Source organism: Pseudoalteromonas sp. L21, assembly GCF_021728035.1.
Lineage (GTDB): Bacteria > Pseudomonadota > Gammaproteobacteria > Enterobacterales > Alteromonadaceae > Pseudoalteromonas > Pseudoalteromonas arabiensis.
On the sequence record NZ_JAKKCV010000010.1, the window covers coordinates 1 to 17,241 of the forward strand.

The window sequence follows — 17,241 nt, forward strand, 5'->3', positions numbered from 1 at the left end:
CAATCTGTACGAGTGCCCACACAGATGATTGCTTTATATTGTTAAAGAACGTTGCGACGTTGTCGCTAGGGATGCGTATAATACATCCTTAATTTTTCGAGTCAACACTTAATTTTAAACTTTCTTTCGATTATTTGAAACCGAAGTTTTATTTAACTCTCTGCCACCTTGTTCAGCGTCTTTCGTTGCTGCCCGCCGTGTCAGTGGGGTCGCATTATAGGGAGATGGATTTTTTACGCAAGCACTTTTTTCAATAAAATTTAAAAAAAACTGCTGTTCGCTCAGCTTTTGAACTAAACACCCTAAAACTGGGTGTTTTGCAGTCAATTTAGGCCTGTTTTGGTGTATTTATTTGCTTCGCTGTTACACTAGACTGAGCACATTTTAAAATTAAAAGGTGAATTTATGACTATCCGTTCTTATAAAGGGATCACTCCGACATACGATAATAGTGTTTATATTGATGAGTCATCGGTTTTAGTCGGTGATATTTCGCTTGGTAAAGATTCAAGTGTATGGCCTCTTGTTGCTGCGCGAGGTGATGTTAACTATATACGTATTGGTGAACGTACGAACATTCAAGATGGCAGTGTTTTACATTTAACACGTGCCTCTAAGTCAAACCCCGATGGTTACCCTCTTATTATTGGTAATGATGTCACTGTGGGTCATAAAGTTATGCTACACGGCTGCCAACTTGGTAATCGTATACTTGTTGGGATGGGTGCAATTGTGATGGACAACGCTATTGTTGAAGATGATGTGATCATTGGTGGTGGTTCGCTGGTACCACCTAACAAGCATTTAGAGTCTGGCTACCTCTATGTAGGTAGCCCTGTTAAGCAGGCTCGCCCTATAACAGAGCAAGAGCGCGCCTTTTTAAAAATATCAGCAGATAATTATGTTCAGCTTAAAGATGAATACTTAGCAGAGGGCTAAAACACCTCGGTTAATTCAATTTGCCCTGCCGAGTTATACTGCTCATCTTCGATCAGTTGCTCGGCGAGCTCTTCATAATCGAAACGATAAGATTCAAAGTAATTAACCGCACTGCTTTGATCAGCAAAATCATACTTGCTGGTATCAATAACACACTCCACCATCAAGCCACTTACTTGGGCAAAGAACAGCAACTGCTTTTTTTCTGGCTTAAATTCGAATCGGTCGATAAATTGGATAGCTTGATTCACGCAACTTCTCCTGCTTTAAGTGCGGTAACAACAGGAATGATTTCTGGCATTTTATTGCGCCATACAAAATAAGCTTGTGCCGCTTGGCCAACCAGCATGCCACAGCCATCGAGTGTTAAACATGTCGAGTTAATCGACTTAACCCAACTGATAAATGCCGTATCGTCATCCGCGTAAAACATATCGTAAGCACACTGACACTTAGCAACATACTCTTCTGCTATACCTGGCAAGTCGCCAGTAACACTGCTTGAGGTAGAGTTAATAACCACGTCATAGTTGTTTGCTGGGATATCAGTTAAAGCAAAGCCTTGCACATCTATTTCACCATTAAAATGACTCGCTAGTGCCTTTGCTTTTTCAGCGGTACGGTTGGCTATTGTTAAGCTTCCGATTTGCTCATTTAATAATGGCTGAATGACACCTCGCGCCGCCCCCCCCGCTCCAATAAGGAGTACTCGCTGCCCTTTTAAGGTGACATTATTGGCTACAAGATCTTTAACAAGCCCTACACCATCGGTGTTATCACCGAGTAAGCGGCCATCTTCGAGTTGTTTAATAGTATTTACGGCTCCAGCTATTTTCGCTTGCTCTGTTAGTTCATCGACCATAGCAAACGCCTGCTCTTTAAATGGCAAGGTGACATTAGCGCCTTTACCACCCGTAGCGAAAAACCCAGCGACAGTTTTTTCAAATGCATCTGTTGGTGCTAAAATGGCGTTGTATTGTATTTGCTCGTTTAATGATGCAGCAAATTGTGCGTGTATTGCGGGTGATTTCGAATGTTTGATTGGATTTCCAAAAACCGCGTATTTGTCCATAGTGAAGCAACCTCTTCGCCCTGTAGAGCTTTATTAATATTATGATTAAACGACTTTTTTCTAAATCGAAACCAACGCCTGAAACACCTACTCCAGAAAAAACACCTTACGAAATTATCGGCGGTGAAGCAGGCGCTCGCGCAATTGCAAATCGATTTTACGACATAATGGCCACAGATGAATACGCCAAACCATTATATGATATGCATCCTCAGCCTTTAGATAGAATTCGCCAAGTATTCTTTGAATTTTTATCGGGCTGGCTAGGCGGCCCTGACCTTTTCGTTGAAAAATATGGTCACCCAATGCTAAGAAAGCGTCACATGCCTTTCCCTATTGATCAAGACCTACGCGATCAATGGATGCATTGCATGAATAAAACGCTCGATATCGAAATTGATAACCCACTACTTCGCGAAGGGTTAAGACAATCTTTATCGCAACTCGCCAGTCATATGATCAATCAACATTAAGCTTGAGTTATATCAATGTATGCTTTTTCTAAATAAAGATAATACTCTTTCCTTAGTTTAGAAAAAGCGTCGTTGAATGAAGTCTATCCAATTTAAAATTTATGCCTTGTTGGCACTGACAGGTGTCTTGGTATTATTTGCCAGCATATTTAGCAGCGCCCAGCAACAACACGAATTAGCGCAAGATACTGTTGAAAGCAACATAAAATTACTTGCCGATAATTACTTTGATTCTATTAACACCATGATGCTCACAGGCACCATGGCAAACCGTGAAATTCTTAGCAACAAGCTTAGAAGCCATCCAAATATCAAAGATGCACATATTATTCGCAGCCCCATTGTTAATAAAATTTATGGACTAGGCAATGCCAATCAAGTTGCCACAACCGATACCGAACAAGCGGCACTGGCAGGTACAGAAGCATTATATATAGATAACAACAGTACGATGACCTATCTTAAACCTATGTTTGCTAGCAGTGACTATAAAGGCACCAACTGTTTAGGATGCCATCAAGCGCAAGAAGGCGATGTGCTTGGGGTCGTTAAAATCAGTTATTCATTAGCCGACATTGAACATGAAGTATCACAAAATACGTTAATGAACACTTTACTGCTAGCAACTATATTCATAACTGCGTTCTCTTTATTAGCAGTCATGTTTAGAAAAGTATTTATTAAACGCTTGAAGATGATTAGCCATACGATGCACTTGGCAACCACAAACAAAGATTTGAGCCTTAAAGTTAATGACGATAATAACGATGAACTTAGCTCACTCGCCACCAGCTTTAATCACATGATTGGTGCGTTTAAAGATAATATTGCCCAAGTATCACACTCATCAAAAGTGTTAATCCATTCAGCGGAGAGTATATACACTTCAGCAGATGCCACTGAGCAAGCCATAATACAACAAAAGCAAGGTACTGACTCCGTTGCAGCCGCAATAAATGAACTTGAAAGTTCATCAAGTGAAGTTAAAAATACAACGCATTTTGCATCTGAAAAATCAGAACACAGTAATCAACTTGCACAGCAAAGCTTGCAAGTTGCAGAGCATACCGAACATAGCATTAACCAACTTGCGACAGATGTCCGTGCAGCCGCAGATCAAGTCTCTGAACTTCAGGCGCAAACTTTAGAAGTCGGTAAAGTATTAGAAGTGATCAGTAGTATTGCCGAGCAAACTAACTTACTTGCACTCAATGCTGCTATTGAAGCTGCGCGAGCAGGCGAAGCCGGTCGTGGTTTTGCAGTAGTAGCAGATGAAGTTAGAACGCTTGCGAATAGAACCCATGACTCCACGGATGAAATTCGCCGAACAATAGATAAGCTACAGAGCGAAGCGGCACAAACAGTTAGCACTATGAATAATTCATGTGAAGAAGCTGATGAACGTGCTGTACAAGTTAAGCAAGTTGCTAAAGCCTTGCGTGATATTTCTTTGCAAATGAGTGAAATAAATCAACTCAATGTACAAATAGCCGATGCCACCGAGCAACAAAATCTTGCCGCAGAAGAAATAAATAGGAGTGTGGTCGCTATCAGTGATAACGCAGAGCATTCGTTGGTTGATGCTCATGAAAATCAAAAAGTCAGTGAAGAGCTCTTATCATTAGCACGCTCCTTAGATGAGCAAGTTAGATGCTTTAAATTTAACTAGATAAAATACTTGAACGTGCAGGTTGTCACCTTTATATAAAGTGACAACCTAAGCACTTTAAAGCTGCCATTCACGCGCAACTAACTCAGATTCCTCTGTATTTAGCCATTCTTGCGGTCTTAAGTAATATTGATAAAGCTTTGCTTCAGGGCTATTTTCAACAGGGGTATAACTATACTCCCAACGAGCGAGTGGCGGCATAGACATTAAAATCGATTCTGTCCGTCCACCAGTTTGTAGACCAAATAAAGTACCACGATCCCACACTAGGTTAAATTCAACGTAGCGGCCACGGCGGTAAAGCTGAAAATCTCGTTGCTGCTCTGTAATTGGCGTATTTTTACGACGCTCAATTATAGGTAAGTAAGCATCTAAAAAGCCATTTCCAACAGCTTGCATAAAAGCAAAACTCTGCGCAAAACCGAGCTCGTTTAAATCATCAAAGAATAAACCACCTACCCCACGTGTTTCGCTGCGGTGCTTTAAATAAAAATACTCATCACACCATGTTTTATACTTATCATACACATCTTCACCAAATGGCTGACATAAGTCACTTGCTACTTGATGCCAATGCTGTACATCTTCGAACACCGGATAAAAAGGTGTTAAATCAAAACCACCTCCGAACCACCAAATTGGCTCCTCGCCTTCTTTTTCAGCAATAAAGAAACGCACGTTAGCGTGGCTAGTTGGAATGTGTGGGTTATTAGGATGGATCACCAATGATACACCGCAAGCATGAAAACTACGACCAGCGAGCTCTGGACGATGCGCGGTTGCAGAGGCTGGCATTGAAGCGCCAAACACATGCGAGTAATTTACCCCGCCCTGCTCAATGATATTGCCACCTTGAATAACGCGAGTACGACCACCACCGCCTTCAGCTCGTTGCCAATTATCTTCAACAAACTTTGCTTTGCCGTCAGTATTCTCAAGGCCCGCACAAATTGTGTCTTGTAAAGCCATTAAATAGGTTTTTACTTGTTCGAGTAGCTCGCTTTGCATGGTTATCCTCTGAAAACTTTTCCGGTCATTGCGTCTTTAATTACACTGGGGTTCACGTTCCCACCAAGCGGCTCATCAACATAAAAATCGACGCTATCAGCAAATTCGCTTTTTGCTTGCGTGATACTCATTACTGTTGGTTGGCCAGTTAAATTTGCACTTGTTGAAACCAGTGGTTTGCCGAATCGCTGGCACAGTTTTTTTACCGTTGGATGGTTCGTTACACGCACAGCAATAGTATCAAACTGACCCGTTAACCATTTTGGTGTCTGCTTTGCGGCTGGCATTACCCATGTAATCGCCCCTGGCCACTGCGAGAAGATATCTGCCCGTTTATCCATTGGGATTTTAGCATCATCAACATACTTTAATAACTGACCATAGTTATCAGCAATTAAAATTAAGCCTTTTTCAATTGGCCGCTGCTTAATTGCTAAAAGCTTTTCTACAGCTGCTTGGTTATCAGGATCACAACCAAGACCAAATACAGCTTCAGTTGGATAAACAATCACACCGCCTTGGTTTAAGGCTTCAATAGGATTAGCTGGTTGAGCAACAGGATCGGACAAGAATATCTCCTAACTATAATAGGGAACGAATATGTTAAGACTCTGCAAGCTTATGCATACAGGCTTTTTGTGGGCATTGTAACACAACGCCCGATGCAGTTTTCTTCTCTGTCATTATAGGCCAATCACAAGCGGGACACGTCTTAGACACAGGTTTGTTATTAAGGGTATATTTGCAACGAGGATAACAGTCGCATGAGTAGAATGTTTTACCAAATTTATTGCTACGGGAAACCAACTTGCCTTTTTTGCATTTTGGGCAGCTAGGAAGCACCTCTGTATTACTAGGCTCTTCATCATGCGCAATATAATGGCAATCAGGATACCCTGTGCAACCAATAAACATGCCATAGCGGCCATTTTTAATCACCAATGGCTTGCCACACTCAGGGCATGCACTGTCTTCGAGTACTTTAATTTGCTGACTATCATGATGAGCCAAAGGACGAATAAAATCACACTTAGGGTAGCTTGCACAGCCTAAAAAAGGCCCTGACTTTGAATTTCGCATGACCAATTCAGAACCACATTTAGGGCAAACCTCATATTCTTTCTCTAATGCGTGTTTATCTGCAGAAAAAAGAGAATGATCGATTTTACTCATAAGGTTCCTGTTAGGCTGGCTAATTTTCGCCTAATATACCCAAACTCAACAAAGATACAAGCAAAGTCGAACTAATGAAGCACATCAGCGGGCTCATCAAAGATCAAATCTTCCATTTGTGCATATGCTTGCTCAGATCCTGGCACATTAAACAGCACCATTAACACCACCCATTTTAAGTCCTCAAGTAAAATAAACGGTTTATCAAGCGCGCATAATCTATCTATTACCATTTCACGCGTAATGCTATTTATGACGCCTATTTGCTCAATAAACATTAAAAAGCCGCGGCACTCCGTGCAAAGCATTTGGCATTCACTGTCGGTATAAATACGCATAGCATGTTGCGGCTGCGCGTTTAGGTACGGATACACGTCACTTTGCTGCAAGTCAGCCAATTGCTCAAGCCAGTCAAGTGCTTTATAAATTTCAGGTTTATTAAACCCTGCTCGAACCAACTCATCAGTAAGCTCGTTTTCTTCAGTAAAAATTTCAGCTTCACTATGGATATAGTTTTCAAAAAGATACATGAGGATGTCAAACATATTTATGTCCTCCAAGTCTTATATAGCCATCTAGCACTCGCTCTACTTTATCTGCGAGCTCTAGGTCAAGTAACCGAGCTTGTACTTCATCAACAGGTAACTGAGTGCGTTGAGTAATAACATCGACACTTGTTACCTCAAATCCTATACTTTGAAACACGGGGCAGTCGTGTTCTTCGATGATAGGCTCTTCTGTTATATATAGACTGTTTTCACAAAAAAAGCTCACTTCATCAAGAATATCACTTATATTTTCGACTAATTTAGCACCTTGCTTTATCAAAAAATGGCTAGCTTCTGAAAGCGGGTTTTTAATTGAGCCGGGCACTGCAAAAACATCCTTATTTTGCTCAAGTGCATAACGTACCGTGACTAAAGAGCCACTTTTTATTTGTGCTTCGACAATTAAAACACCAAGTGAAAGACCTGATATTATTCTATTTCTACGGGGGAAGTTCGCTGCATTAGCAGCCGTACCAGGCAAGAACTCCGATATAAGCAATCCGCGTTCTGCTACCTGCTTTGTCAATAGTTTATGACGCTTAGGGTAAGCAATATCTAACCCTGTACCAAGCACAGCAATGGTTTTTCCAGAACCAGCCAGAGCCCCTTTGTGTGCCGCACCATCAATGCCAAGTGCCATACCAGAAGTAACTGTGATGCCAGCACAACTTAATTGATGCGCAAACTCAGCTGCGATCTCGAGCCCTGTAGGAGTTGCATGTCGGCTGCCAACAATCGCAACTTGTGGTGAAGTTAAAAGCTCAATATTCCCCATACAAAATAGTAATAAAGGTGCACTGGCAATTTCCTTTAACTGTGCGGGATAGTGATCATCAAAGTAACAAATGGTGGTTATTTGGTAAGCATGAATAAGTTCTTCGTAGTAAGCGACTTTTTGCCAATCGGTATTAGCGAGATTATCAGCTTGGTTTTTTGTTAAACCTAAATTCTGCAGCTGTGTACTTGTAAACGAAAAAAGCTCACTTAAGATGTGGTTTTGGGCCAATGCTATAAGGCTTTTAATTCCCAGCCCTTTACATAAATAAAAGGCAAGCCAATGAGATAGCTTGCCTGAAATCTGTTCCATGCTCCCTCCTTAGAGCATCCTGAGTGTGGGTTAGTTTATGACAGCATAGTCACCAACTCGAATAGGATGCTGATTTTTCACAATCAATGCATAGCTCACGTTATCGTATACCTTAAACACCATGAGTTCGCCTACTTTCTCTTTAGGCATGTGCCATACCTTGCTATCTTTGTCTGCTTCCACACCAAAATACTCATTAGTATCCGTGATTAGCTTCTCAAGACTCGTTGAGTCTTCACGATAACGAGGGCCACTTCGACCATCAAATACCTCTGGAGATTGACGTTCAATATCAAGTACAAAACCAGGCTTGACCTGTTCTGCACCTAAATTTAAAACAACAATATCCATGGTGCTAAATTCTCGCAGCTCATTTGCTGACGCGATAATTGTACCGTTAAGCTCACCTTCTGGACGTTTCATATTGAAATAGGCTGGTAACATTTGTCCGTCCATTGCAGGCATTAAGAAATCATTCGGTTTAATTTCTTGTTTTACCATCTCAATCTTAACGGACGCTGGTACACCATGTTCAACATCACCACTTCTAAAGGCACGTACAATTGCAACTAATTCAGCTTTATTGGCTAACACTTCATTTGTATTAGGGTCTACTAACTCATTTCCTTTACGATAAACGCCATATGCTTCATTTAAATTTAAATTACCTTTCACATAAAGAATATGACCCATGGTATTCATTTTTGTATTCACACTGGCACCTAAAATATATGGCTTATCTGCCATAACCTGATGACCGATTGCTTGCTCGTAGGTCAAATATGGGCGCAGCAGTTCAAGGGGTAATGTGGGTACAGCCTGTTTACCTTTAGGTGTAATACGCCCTTCTGGAGAGAGTTTTTTATACCGGCTATTTTTAACTAAACGCGGTTTTCCATCTTGATCATAAATTAAAGTAAGCGCATCACCTGGGTATATCAAATGAGGATTGGCTATTTGAGGATTCATTTGCCATAACTCTGGCCATTGCCATGGATGATTAAGATATATGCCTGATATATCCCAAAGCGTGTCCCCTTTTTTTACAACATATTGTTTTGGAGCATCTTTTTTTATTGTTAACACATCAGCTGCTGCTGAAAATGCACAGCTAATGGCTAATAAAGCCGCAACTAACGGATATCTCATTTGGCTTCCTAGTGTTGTTTTTAGATTATTATCAACCAAAACCTGTTAAAGGTGAACACGAATGGCTAAAATAAAAGCATACAATACCCTAAATGAATCACAAGTGTAAAAGGTAACTATGGCTAGGTTAGATGTTTTAAGATTTCCGGATGAGCGTTTACGTACAATCGCGAAAGAAGTACCAGAAGTAAACGATGATGTTCGTCAAATAGTCAAAGACATGCTTGAAACTATGTATGACGAGAACGGTATCGGCTTAGCAGCAACGCAAGTAGATATCCACCAGCGAATTGTGGTGATCGATGTCTCAGAAGAGCGCGACCAACCGCTAGTACTAATCAACCCAGAAATCACCAAGAAAGATGGCTCAACGGTGAGTGAAGAAGGTTGTTTATCTGTGCCTTATTCTTATGCGAAAGTTGACCGTGCAGAAACAGTGACTGTTAAAGCACTGAATGAAAATGGTGAGGAATTCAGCCTAGACGCTGACGAGCTCTTAGCGATTTGTATTCAGCATGAGCTTGATCACCTAAAAGGCACTCTATTTATTGATTATTTATCGCCTCTAAAGCGCCAACGTATCCGTAAGAAGCTTGAGAAAGAAGCGAAGCTGGCAGCTAAATCATAAATCAATCAATAGGAATACCTGTGACACAACCATTACGTATTATTTTTGCTGGTACGCCGGATTTTGCTGCGCGCCACTTACAAGCCTTAATAGACTCCGAGCATGATATTGTTGGTGTTTATAGCCAACCAGATCGCCCTGCAGGCCGTGGCAAAAAGCTTAAAGCCAGTGAAGTAAAAGAACTCGCACTTGCTCACGATTTACCCGTATTTCAACCGCAGTCATTAAAATCTGATGAAGCACTTGCAGAGCTTACCAGCCTGAACGCAGATATTATGATTGTGGTGGCATACGGCTTACTGCTTCCAAAAGCGATTTTAGATGCACCGCGCTTAGGCTGCTTAAACGTGCATGGCTCTATTTTACCGCGCTGGCGTGGTGCTGCACCGATTCAACGCGCGATTTGGGCTGGCGACAGTGAAACTGGTGTAACAATAATGCAAATGGACGAGGGCTTAGATACCGGCGATATGCTGCACATCAGCCGCTGCCCTATTGATAACACAGAAACCAGTAGTTCTTTATACGATAAACTGGCTGCACTTGGACCTGATGCTCTGATCAGTACCATAAATCGTCTCGCTGCAGGTGAAATCACCCCAGAAAAGCAAGATGACGCACTAGCAAATTACGCCAAGAAGCTATCAAAAGACGAAGCTAATATTGATTGGTCAATGGATGCTGTGCAAATTGAGCGTAATATCCGTGCCTTTAACCCATGGCCTGTTTGCTTTACTGAAATGGCAGGACAAACGGTAAAAATTTGGCAAGCAGACGTTGTATCGCAAACTGCACAAGCAGGTAAAATCATTGCTGCTGATAAGCAAGGTATTACCGTTGGCTGCGGGCAAGATGCACTTAAAATCACCCTTCTTCAACCACAAGGTAAAAAACCAATGGCTGTTAGTGACTTTTTAAATGGTCGCAGTGATTGGGTAGAGCCTGGTTCAGTATTAGGTCAAAGCAATGAGTAATGTAAGAGCACTGGCTGCTGAAACTCTCTACAACGTGGTCGATAAAGGTGCGTCGCTTAATCAAGAGCTACCTTTTGCAAGTCAAGGTTTATCACCGAAAGATAAAGCCCTACTGCAACAAATTTGCTATGGTGTGCTGCGCTATTTACCTAGTTTAGAGAATTATTGCCAGCAACTTTTAGATCAACCGCTAAAAGGCAAGCGCCGTATTTTCCAGTTTTTGTTGTATGTGGGTATTTACCAACTCCAACATATGCGTGTACCGCCTCATGCGGCAATCAGCGAAACAGTTAATGCGCTTCAACAAATGCGTGCACTGGGTTTAAAAGGCCTGATTAACGCTATTTTACGTAGTTTCCAACGTGAACAAGCTGAGCTTGAAGAAAAAGCGCAGCAAATTCCGGTTTGCAAATTTAACCACCCTGGTTGGTTTATCAAACAAGTTACTGCAGCTTACCCTGATAGCTGGCAAGAAATCCTAGAAGCGAATCAGCTACAAGCTCCTATGTGGTTACGGGTCAACCAAGCGCAATACAGCACTCAAGAATACAGCGAGATGCTTAAAGCGAATGATATTGAGCATACCCTTAATGCTGACTTTCCTGATGGTATTAAACTAGCTAAACCGTGTGATGTATACGCATTACCAGAATTTGATACCGGTGCCTGTTCTGTACAAGATGCCGCTGCACAATTAGCTGCACGCTTTTTAGAGCCACAAAATGATGATGTCATTTTAGATGCGTGTGCTGCACCTGGTGGTAAAACGTGCCATATTCTAGAGCTTGCCGATGCCGATGTATTAGCACTTGATAGCGACAGCGAACGCCTAGAACGGGTTAAACAAAACTTAGTGCGTATTGGTTTAGCTGCCGATCTACAATGTGCCGATGCTTCACAACCGCATATCTGGTGGGATGAGCAGCAATTCGACCGTATCTTGCTTGATGTGCCTTGTTCCGCTACCGGCGTTATTCGTCGTCACCCTGATATTAAATGGTTACGTCGTGCATCTGATATTGAAGATCTGGCTAATTTACAAGGCGATATCCTAAATAGCATCTGGCCTCTACTTAAGCCAGGTGGTACGTTAGTTTATGCGACCTGCTCTGTATTACCGCAAGAGAACCAACAACAAGTTGCTAAGTTCCTTGCCAATAATCAAAGTGCTGAACACATACCTCTGCATGAAAACGACACCCCGACTTTACCTGGCCTACAATTACTGCCTGGTGAAAGTGACGGTTTCTATTATGCAAAGCTAGTTAAAAAACACTAATAAGAACACGCTATGAAAATAATCATACTCGGTGCCGGACAAGTTGGTGGCACATTGGCAGAAAACCTCGTAGGTGAGCAAAATGAGATCACCGTTGTTGATATCGACGGTAACCGTTTGCGAGAGCTACAAGATAAGTACGACTTACAAGGTGTTACTGGCCACAGTGCGCATCCCGATGTATTGCGCCGTGCAGGTGCAGAAGACGCCGATATGATTATTGCCGTAACCAGTTCTGATGAAGTGAACATGGTTGCTTGCCAAGTTGCTTATAGTATTTTTAACACGCCAACCAAAATTGCCCGTATTCGCTCAGAGCAATACTTAAAGTACCGTGAAAAGTTATTCCATAACGATGACTTACCTGTTGACCACTACATTGCTCCAGAAGCACTCGTTACTAAGTATATTCGTCGCTTAATCGACTACCCGGGTGCTTTACAGGTATTACAATTTGCCGATGGCATGTTATCGCTGGTTGCGGTGAAAGCCTATTACGGTGGTTTGCTGGTGGGTTATGCGCTTTCAGCCTTGAAAGAACACATCCCGAATGTCGAAACCCGTGTCGCGGCTATTTACCGTCAAGGTAAAGCGATTAAACCGCTTGGCACCACGGTTATCGAAGCGGACGATGAAGTGTTCTTTATCGCTGCAACAAAGCATATTCGCGCAGTCATGAATGAGCTTCAAAAACTCGAACGTTCATACAAAAAAATCATGATTGCCGGTGGTGGTAATATCGGTGCGGGCCTTGCGCGCTCACTTGAGAAAAACCACAGCGTTAAGCTGCTTGAGCGCAATAAAGAGCGCGCAGCCCAGCTATCTGAAATGCTTGATAATACAGTAGTATTTTGTGGCGATGCCTCTGATCAAGAGCTGTTATCTGAAGAACATATTGAGCAAGTGGATGTATTCATCGCGGTGACTAACGACGATGAAGCAAACATTATGTCTGCGATGCTGGCAAAACGTATGGGCGCACAAAAAACCATGGTGCTTATTCAACGTGGTGCTTATGTTGACTTAGTACAGGGCGGTGAAATTGATATTGCTATTTCACCTCAGCAAGCCACTATCTCGGCGCTGCTAACACACGTTCGCCGTGGTGACATCGTTAATGTTTATTCGTTACGTAAGGGCGCAGCAGAAGCCATTGAGGCTGTCGCTCACGGTGATGAGCATACTTCTAAAGTGGTTGGCCGAGCAATTGCTGATATCAAACTACCCGCAGGCACAACCATTGGTGCAATTGTGCGTAACGATGACGTACTGATTGCCCATGACGATACGGTGATTCAATCGGGAGATCATGTGATTATGTTCTTAATCGATAAGAAACATATTACGGTTGTTGAAAAGCTATTCCAAGTAAGCGCTATATTCCTTTGACTTTTGGCATAAAAAAAGCAGCAAATCTTAATGATTTAGCTGCTTTACGACTCTTGAAGTGAAAAAACTTAACTATTGAATCTGTGCAAATTCTTCTTTAGAAAGCTCACCATTGTCATCTGTATCTAGCTCTGGGAATAGTTTCTCTAGTTGCACATTTGCTGATGCTTCTTCTTTACTGATAACACCATCACTGTTAGTGTCAAACGTTGAGAAGCTTACACCTTGTGCAAATGCCGCTGATGAAGTTGCTAGCGCTAAAATTGCAAGTGTTGTATTGATCTGTTTCATAATAATTACCTTCATTTTTTAAGAGTGAAATCCGTTTCTGAGATCCCTGTTTAATGGAAACTGGTTAATTGCGAGTTTGTTTTACTCTGCTTCTGAAAATTCGGCTTCAGTTAGTACGCCATCGCCGTCTACATCAAGGGTTTTAAATTGCGTCATGATGTTAGCATCGACAGATGCTTCGCTTTGACTGATAACACCATCTCCGTCTACATCTAATGTATCGAAATCTGTGCCTGCAAATGCTGCTGACGAAGAGGCTAATGCGATAAGTGCTAGTGCTTTGTTAACTGTTTTCATAATCATAATCCTTCAATATCTACTCAAAAAAGTGTTAGCTGATCACACTCTCCTTGCTATCCTTTATCATGGATTCCCTTATCCATTTAGGTTGTCTTTGGCAACTCAGAACTAATCAGCTAAATTAATGGGTTTACTAAATACATCATTAAGCTTTAGAGAACTCTTCTTTTGATAACTCACCGTTACCGTCTGTATCAAGTTCTGTGAAAATACTCATTAACTCTGCATCAACTGATGCTTCGCTTTGGCTGATGGCACCGTTTCCATCCACATCTAATGTGTCAAAATCGCTCATTGCAAATGCTGCAGATGAAGATACAAGTGCGACTAGTGCTAATGTTTTATTTACTGTGTTCATAATGTTATTCCTTCAAAGTGTGTTGTCTTGTGTAGAAAATCCTTTTCAGAGCTTCCCTACTGTAAAATTATGCTTTTGCGAATTCTTCTTCAGAAAGTTCGCCGTTACCGTCTGTGTCTAATTCTTTAAACTGACTCATTAAAGTTGCATCAACTGACGCTTCACTTTGGCTAATTGCACCATCGTCGTTAACATCAAGTGTTTCGAAATCTGTCGCTGCAAATGCTGCTGAAGAAGATACTAGAGCTAAAAGTGCAAATGTTTTGTTTACTGTTTTCATAATCACTATTCCTTCAATGTTTAGTCTTAACTGTGTTAGAGGTGTGAAACTTCTAATCACTTTTCTCTGTGTTCGCTAAGACTATTTCAACTTCGATGCCAAAGTTTAAAATCCCTTAATTTTCATTAAGTTAAAGCGAATTTGGTGATTTTACGTGGGAAATGAGCTAATTTTCTGTTGCTTTTTAGCAACACACATAAAGCTTAAAAAATTATTTCTTTATTAATCATGAAGTTAAAAAACATAAAACAGAGACATTGAGTGAAATTAGCTACCTAAACACTAAAAATGTTCGAACGTGAGTCTAAACCTTGTATGAACGGTGAAAATAATTAAAATAAATAAAAATATTTTTTAATTTTAACCAGCTGATTTAGTTGAACTTTTAACAATTAACGGAAAATTTTTTAGTTTATTTTCAATGAAAGTATAAAAAACAACCGTCTTGTTGCAAAACGGCGGATCGGGAAGGTGAATGGCTTCAATCAAGTACTGAAAAGTCTATCAGGTGCTCTTTCATGAATGACTTCATTTGTTCTTCACCTGTATTTAACTGAAGTCCTAGTTGGTAGCTAGACGCATTTTTACGAACACTGCACACCTTTCCAGCAAATTCATGCTTATTGAGTACAAGGTTACAGCTCTGTTCTTTTAAAAAGCTGAGATCGATATCACTTTTAATATCAAACTGTACGCCTGTAAGGGAGATATCCTTAATGAGTCCTTGGTATTTCTGCTCATCGGTGTTTAAACAAGCACTGAAGAGTGTTGGAATACGGGTTTCACTGCGAAGACTGAATAACTGAACGTGTTTCGGAAAGTCTAAAAATATTAAACGATACGGGTGTGAAGCGACGGCCTTAATTTGTTGGCGAAATGCAATCACCTGCCCACCGCCACTTTCGAGCACTGCGCGCACAATGACCATCACACCTTCTTTGATTAACTCGCCACTATTAATTAATCGCCTTGCTGAGGGGTAATTAAGAATAATATGTTGTTCGTTGAGTAAACCTATAAACTCCGTTTTAACTCGCTTACTATCTATCGGAGTGATTATCTCAACATCAACAATACTACCCGCAGGTATATAAGCGAGCTTATCTAAATTACGCTGTAGCTGTGTCTTTGCCATTCATTAAGTCCTTTTAAATATAAACGGCTCACTAGCCACGCCAGAATGTTGGAGTGAACAATACCAGTAAGGTAAATATTTCAAGACGACCAAATACCATTGCAATGGTCAATAACCACTTAGCAGTATCGGATATCGCCCCATAATGGGCGGCAACTTCACCCAAGCCAGGACCTAAATTATTTAGACACGCTGCGGTTGCTGAAAACGCACTAATGTTATCCATACCTGTGCCCATTAGTGCCAACATGATAATCACAAACACTAAAGCATAGGCTGAGAAGAATCCCCAGACAGCTTCTACCACTTTATCTGGAAGTGCTTTGCGGCCTAGTTTAATTGAATAAATTGCACGCGGATGTACAAGACGATTAAGCTCACGAATACCTTGTAAGTAAAGTAAGAACACACGCACAACTTTCATTCCACCACCGGTAGACCCTGCACAACCACCAATAAAGCTTGAGAATATTAATAAAATAGGCAAAAACAATGGCCATGCAGAAAAGTTATCGGTAGCGAAACCTGCGGTAGTACTCATTGACACGGCTTGAAACATAGCTTGATCTAATGTTTCGTCACCATCTGCATAAATGTTATTAGATGACAGCACAGTAAAGCAGACAATCACTAGAGCGAGCTGAATAAGTAAGAACACTTTAAATTCAGGGTCACGTAAATAAACACGAATACTGCGCGAGGATACCGCCGCATAGTGCAGCGAGAAATTTATTGCTGCAATAAGTAAAAACACCACACATATAAAGTTAATCAGTGGACTATCAAACTGCCCCATAGACGCATCGTAAGTAGAGAAACCACCAATAGCAATCGTTGAGAAGGCATGACAAATAGCATCAAACCAGTCCATTCCCGCTCCCCAATAGGCAAGCGTACATGCGATAGTCAGTGACACATAAATGTACCATAGGTGTTTGGCGGTATCGGCAATGCGGGGCGTCATTTTTGAATCTTTAACTGGGCCAGGAGTTTCGGCACGATACAGCTGCATACCACCAACCCCAAGCATGGGTAACACAGCAACAGCAAGTACGATGATCCCCATACCACCAAGCCACTGTAGTTGTTGGCGATAAAAAAGCACTGATTTTGGTAGGTACTCAATCCCAGTTAACACGGTTGCCCCTGTCGTTGTAAGGCCTGAAAATGCCTCAAACACAGAGTCAGCTAACGACAAACTTGGCTCTTGTAAAAAAACTAAAGGCACAGCCGCAAAGCTGCCAAGTACCAACCAGAACAACACCACAATTAAAAAGCCTTCGCGCGCTTTTAAATCGCCCCGCTCATGGCGGTTTGGATAATACGCTGCTAAACCAATCACAACACTAAAAATAAACGCAAGAACGAACGGCACACCACCACCATCTTTATAGATTAAAGATACCAGTGCTGGCGGCACCATGGTGATACTAAATAAAGCCACCAGCTGGCCTAGAATTTTTATTATGGTACGAAATTGCATCTGTGC

At 41.5% G+C, this 17,241-nt stretch carries 22 protein-coding genes; 7 read left to right on the plus strand and 15 right to left on the minus strand.

Annotation, left to right across the window (positions count from 1 at the left end; all coding sequences use genetic code 11):
- Positions 1-114: 114 nt before the first annotated feature.
- Complete coding sequence (locus L3V41_RS19315; protein WP_237128314.1) at positions 115-327, minus strand: hypothetical protein; 213 nt, start codon at positions 325-327, stop codon at positions 115-117.
- 78 nt (positions 328-405) lie between these two features.
- Between L3V41_RS19315 and L3V41_RS19320 the strand changes: the two genes are divergently transcribed.
- Positions 406-939, plus strand: coding sequence for a gamma carbonic anhydrase family protein (locus L3V41_RS19320; protein WP_237128315.1), 534 nt, complete (start codon positions 406-408; stop codon positions 937-939).
- On the opposite strand, the gene L3V41_RS19325 is transcribed toward L3V41_RS19320, so the two are convergent.
- Both L3V41_RS19325 and aroE read right to left on the minus strand, forming a co-directional pair.
- Complete coding sequence (locus L3V41_RS19325) at positions 936-1,190, minus strand: DUF1488 domain-containing protein (RefSeq protein ID WP_237128316.1); 255 nt, start codon at positions 1,188-1,190, stop codon at positions 936-938. The two genes, L3V41_RS19320 and L3V41_RS19325, sit on opposite strands and share 4 nt — an antisense overlap.
- Entirely contained in the window at positions 1,187-2,011 is an 825-nt protein-coding gene (gene aroE / locus L3V41_RS19330) for a shikimate dehydrogenase (protein WP_062568429.1), read from the minus strand. The genes L3V41_RS19325 and aroE overlap by 4 nt, the downstream gene beginning before the upstream one ends.
- A 41-nt stretch (positions 2,012-2,052) precedes the next feature.
- On the opposite strand from aroE, the gene L3V41_RS19335 reads away from it, so the two are divergent.
- The gene (locus tag L3V41_RS19335) at positions 2,053-2,484 is read left to right on the plus strand and encodes a group II truncated hemoglobin (protein ID WP_062568430.1); all 432 of its coding nucleotides are present in this window, start codon (positions 2,053-2,055) and stop codon (positions 2,482-2,484) included.
- A gap of 76 nt (positions 2,485-2,560) precedes the next feature.
- Positions 2,561-4,153, plus strand: coding sequence for a methyl-accepting chemotaxis protein (locus L3V41_RS19340; RefSeq protein ID WP_237128317.1), 1,593 nt, complete (start codon positions 2,561-2,563; stop codon positions 4,151-4,153).
- Positions 4,154-4,210: 57 nt separating this feature from the next.
- Here the strand turns inward: L3V41_RS19340 and hemF are convergent, their stop codons facing one another.
- The 6 genes from hemF to L3V41_RS19370 all read right to left on the minus strand — a co-directional run bounded on the left by hemF (position 4,211) and on the right by L3V41_RS19370 (position 9,118).
- Positions 4,211-5,161: an oxygen-dependent coproporphyrinogen oxidase gene (gene hemF, locus L3V41_RS19345; protein WP_062568432.1), complete on the minus strand. Its 951-nt coding sequence runs from the start codon at positions 5,159-5,161 to the stop codon at positions 4,211-4,213.
- A gap of 2 nt (positions 5,162-5,163) precedes the next feature.
- Entirely contained in the window at positions 5,164-5,730 is a 567-nt protein-coding gene (locus L3V41_RS19350; RefSeq protein WP_237128318.1) for an L-threonylcarbamoyladenylate synthase, read from the minus strand.
- A 34-nt stretch (positions 5,731-5,764) separates the two neighbouring features.
- Positions 5,765-6,334 carry a topoisomerase DNA-binding C4 zinc finger domain-containing protein gene (locus L3V41_RS19355; protein ID WP_062568434.1) on the minus strand — a complete coding sequence of 190 codons (570 nt, stop codon included), beginning with the start codon at positions 6,332-6,334 and terminating at the stop codon, positions 5,765-5,767.
- Positions 6,335-6,405: 71 nt separating this feature from the next.
- The gene (locus L3V41_RS19360; protein WP_062568435.1) at positions 6,406-6,879 is read right to left on the minus strand and encodes a DUF494 family protein; all 474 of its coding nucleotides are present in this window, start codon (positions 6,877-6,879) and stop codon (positions 6,406-6,408) included.
- The gene (dprA, locus tag L3V41_RS19365) at positions 6,872-7,969 is read right to left on the minus strand and encodes a DNA-processing protein DprA (protein ID WP_237128319.1); all 1,098 of its coding nucleotides are present in this window, start codon (positions 7,967-7,969) and stop codon (positions 6,872-6,874) included. The genes L3V41_RS19360 and dprA overlap by 8 nt, the downstream gene beginning before the upstream one ends.
- Before the next feature lie 30 nt (positions 7,970-7,999).
- Positions 8,000-9,118, minus strand: coding sequence for a LysM peptidoglycan-binding domain-containing protein (locus tag L3V41_RS19370; RefSeq protein ID WP_193988075.1), 1,119 nt, complete (start codon positions 9,116-9,118; stop codon positions 8,000-8,002).
- A 118-nt stretch (positions 9,119-9,236) separates the two neighbouring features.
- Between L3V41_RS19370 and def the strand changes: the two genes are divergently transcribed.
- From def to trkA, 4 genes are read left to right on the plus strand one after another with little or no spacing between them, the layout of a single operon-like run.
- On the plus strand, positions 9,237-9,746 hold the full coding sequence (gene def / locus L3V41_RS19375) for a peptide deformylase (protein ID WP_062568438.1): 510 nt from the start codon (positions 9,237-9,239) through the stop codon (positions 9,744-9,746).
- Positions 9,747-9,766: 20 nt separating this feature from the next.
- Complete coding sequence (gene fmt, locus L3V41_RS19380) at positions 9,767-10,720, plus strand: methionyl-tRNA formyltransferase (protein ID WP_237128320.1); 954 nt, start codon at positions 9,767-9,769, stop codon at positions 10,718-10,720.
- The gene (rsmB, locus tag L3V41_RS19385; protein WP_237128321.1) at positions 10,713-11,999 is read left to right on the plus strand and encodes a 16S rRNA (cytosine(967)-C(5))-methyltransferase RsmB; all 1,287 of its coding nucleotides are present in this window, start codon (positions 10,713-10,715) and stop codon (positions 11,997-11,999) included. The genes fmt and rsmB overlap by 8 nt, the downstream gene beginning before the upstream one ends.
- Positions 12,000-12,011: 12 nt before the next feature.
- On the plus strand, positions 12,012-13,388 hold the full coding sequence (gene trkA, locus L3V41_RS19390) for a Trk system potassium transporter TrkA (protein WP_054563775.1): 1,377 nt from the start codon (positions 12,012-12,014) through the stop codon (positions 13,386-13,388).
- Positions 13,389-13,460: 72 nt separating this feature from the next.
- Here the strand turns inward: trkA and L3V41_RS19395 are convergent, their stop codons facing one another.
- The 6 genes from L3V41_RS19395 to L3V41_RS19420 form a co-directional block, all read right to left on the minus strand.
- The gene (locus tag L3V41_RS19395; RefSeq protein WP_237128322.1) at positions 13,461-13,679 is read right to left on the minus strand and encodes an EF-hand domain-containing protein; all 219 of its coding nucleotides are present in this window, start codon (positions 13,677-13,679) and stop codon (positions 13,461-13,463) included.
- 81 nt (positions 13,680-13,760) lie between these two features.
- Entirely contained in the window at positions 13,761-13,976 is a 216-nt protein-coding gene (locus L3V41_RS19400; RefSeq protein WP_237128323.1) for an EF-hand domain-containing protein, read from the minus strand.
- 148 nt (positions 13,977-14,124) lie between these two features.
- Positions 14,125-14,337, minus strand: a complete 213-nt coding sequence (locus tag L3V41_RS19405; protein ID WP_062568443.1) for an EF-hand domain-containing protein — start codon at positions 14,335-14,337, stop codon at positions 14,125-14,127.
- 67 nt (positions 14,338-14,404) lie between these two features.
- On the minus strand, positions 14,405-14,617 hold the full coding sequence (locus L3V41_RS19410) for a calmodulin (RefSeq protein ID WP_193988073.1): 213 nt from the start codon (positions 14,615-14,617) through the stop codon (positions 14,405-14,407).
- A 481-nt stretch (positions 14,618-15,098) separates the two neighbouring features.
- Positions 15,099-15,752, minus strand: a complete 654-nt coding sequence (locus tag L3V41_RS19415; protein WP_237128324.1) for a flagellar brake protein — start codon at positions 15,750-15,752, stop codon at positions 15,099-15,101.
- A 31-nt stretch (positions 15,753-15,783) separates the two neighbouring features.
- On the minus strand, positions 15,784-17,235 hold the full coding sequence (locus L3V41_RS19420) for a TrkH family potassium uptake protein (protein WP_062568447.1): 1,452 nt from the start codon (positions 17,233-17,235) through the stop codon (positions 15,784-15,786).
- Positions 17,236-17,241 lie beyond the last annotated feature (6 nt).